Annotated in this window: 2 protein-coding genes; both read left to right on the top strand. The window is 72.8% G+C overall.

What is annotated here, in order from left to right; genetic code table 11:
- The coding region (locus tag QH283_RS12710; protein ID WP_280503208.1) for an aminotransferase class I/II-fold pyridoxal phosphate-dependent enzyme at window positions 1–619 on the top strand (619 nt) is incomplete at its 5' end.
- 213 nt (window positions 620–832) lie between these two features.
- Window positions 833–2,088, top strand: a 1,256-nt coding sequence (locus tag QH283_RS12705) for an FAD-dependent monooxygenase (protein WP_280503207.1), incomplete at its 3' end; no start/stop codon positions are given.

The raw sequence follows: 2,088 nt of genomic DNA, 5'->3' as shown, positions 1-2,088 counted from the left end.
GCGCGGCCCGCCCGGCCTCGGCACCGCCCAACACTTCCCCCTCCCCCCCGGCACGGTCGATGTGTGGGTGGGCAGCCTGTCCACGGCGCTGGCCAGCACGGGTGGTTTCGGCGCCGGCGACGCCGACCTGGTGCGCGCGATCAAGTACGCCGCCCCCGGCCTGGCGCTCTACACCGCGGGCCCCTCACCGGCCAATGTGGGCGCCGTGCTGGCCGCGCTCGACGTGCTCGCCGACGAACCCGACCGTCTGGCCCGCCTGTGGTCCAACGCGCTGCTGTTCACCGACGCCCTGCGCGAACACGGCATGGACCTCGGCGAATCCGAGTCGACCCCGATCGTGCCGGTCATCGTTCCCGGTGAGATCCGCGCCGGATACGCCAGCGCCGCGCTGCTGCAACGCGGCTACAACGCCGGCGCGATCCTGGCCCCGGTGGTGCCTGCGGGCACCGAACGGCTGCGGTTCTTCCTCACCAGCGAACACACCGAACGCCAATTGCTCGACACCGTCGACGAACTCGCCGACATCCTCGCCGTCGTAAACCACATCCCCGACATCGGCATCGGCGCACCCGGCACCCCCACCGGCCTGGACGGACTGCCCGCGCCGCCGCGGCACTGACATCCGGGCCGCGGAACAACGGCGCCGGAAAACACGGTGGAATCCCCCCGTCCCCCTCCCAACATATAGCGCACCCCGGGTCTTGCCACAAGACCCGGGGTGTGGCGCAGAATCGTCGGGCCACGGCCGGGACCTGCGCAAACAGCCGGTCCCGAGGGCGCGTCGCACATCGCGCCCCGGCCGAAGGCCGATGAAGGAAGACGGGGGTTGTTCATGATCGACGTACTCATCACCGGTGGCGGACCGACCGGTCTCATGCTGGCCGCCGAACTGCGCCTGCACGGTGTGCGCACCGTGATCCTGGAAAAGGAGCTCGAACCGACGAAAGTGGTGCGCGCGGGCGGGTTGCACGCGCGCAGCATCGAAGTGCTCGACCAGCGCGGCATGCTCGAGCCGTTCCTCGAGCTCGGCAGGAAGTTCACCGTCGGCGGTTTCTTCGCCGGCATCGACCTGCCCTGGCCCGAGGACATGGACTCCACCCACGCCTATGTGCTGGCCATCGCCCAACCCGTCGTCGAACGGCTGCTCACCGAACACGCGCTCGCCGCGGGCGTCGAGATCCGGCGCGGATGCGAACTCACCGGCCTCGCCCAGGACACCGAGGGCGTGGACGCCGAACTCGCCGACGGCACCCGGCTGCGGGCCCGCTATCTCGTCGGCTGCGACGGCGGCCGCAGCACCGTGCGCAAGCTCGTCGGCATCGGGTTCCCGGGCGAGGCGTCCACCGTCGAAACCCTGCTCGGCGAGATGGCGGCCACCGATTCGGCCGAACGCATCGAGGCCGTCGTCACCGAAGTCCGCAAGACTCAGAAGCGGTTCGGGCTCGCGCCGCTCGGTGACGGCGTCTACCGCGTGGTGGTCCCCGCCGCGGGCGTCAGCGAGGACCGCACCGCCACGCCCACCCTCGACGACTTCCGCACCCGGCTGCGCGCCGTCGCGGGCACCGACTTCGGTGTGCACTCCCCGCGCTGGCTCTCGCGCTTCGGCAACGCCACCCGCCAGGCCGAACGCTACCGCGCCGGCCGCGTCCTGCTCGCAGGCGACGCCGCGCACATCCACCCGCCCACCGGCGGCCAGGGCCTGAACCTCGGGCTCCAGGACGCGGTCAACCTCGGTTGGAAACTCGCCGCCGAGCTCGCCGGCTGGGCACCGGCCGGGCTGCTCGACAGCTACCAGGCCGAACGCCACCCCGTGGCCGCCGACGTGCTGGTCAACACCCGCGCCCAGATCGAACTGATGTCCACCGAACCCGGCCCGCGGGCCGTGCGCGCGCTGCTCACCGAACTGATGGGCTTCGACCAGGTCAACCGCTATCTGATCGAGAAGATCACCGCCCTGTCCGTGCGCTACGACTTCGGCCCCGCCCCCGGGGGGGGGGGGGGGGGGCGGCGGGCGGGGCGGGGCGGGCGGCGCGGGGGCCCGCCGCGGGCGCCGGCGGGGGCCCCCGCGCGCCCGCGCGCCGGCGGGGG

Origin of the sequence: Nocardia farcinica (assembly GCF_029867845.1) — a bacterium.
Classification (GTDB): domain Bacteria; phylum Actinomycetota; class Actinomycetes; order Mycobacteriales; family Mycobacteriaceae; genus Nocardia; species Nocardia farcinica_A.
Note: the sequence above shows the minus strand (reverse complement) of the source record. Positions and strands in the feature narration are given on the sequence as shown.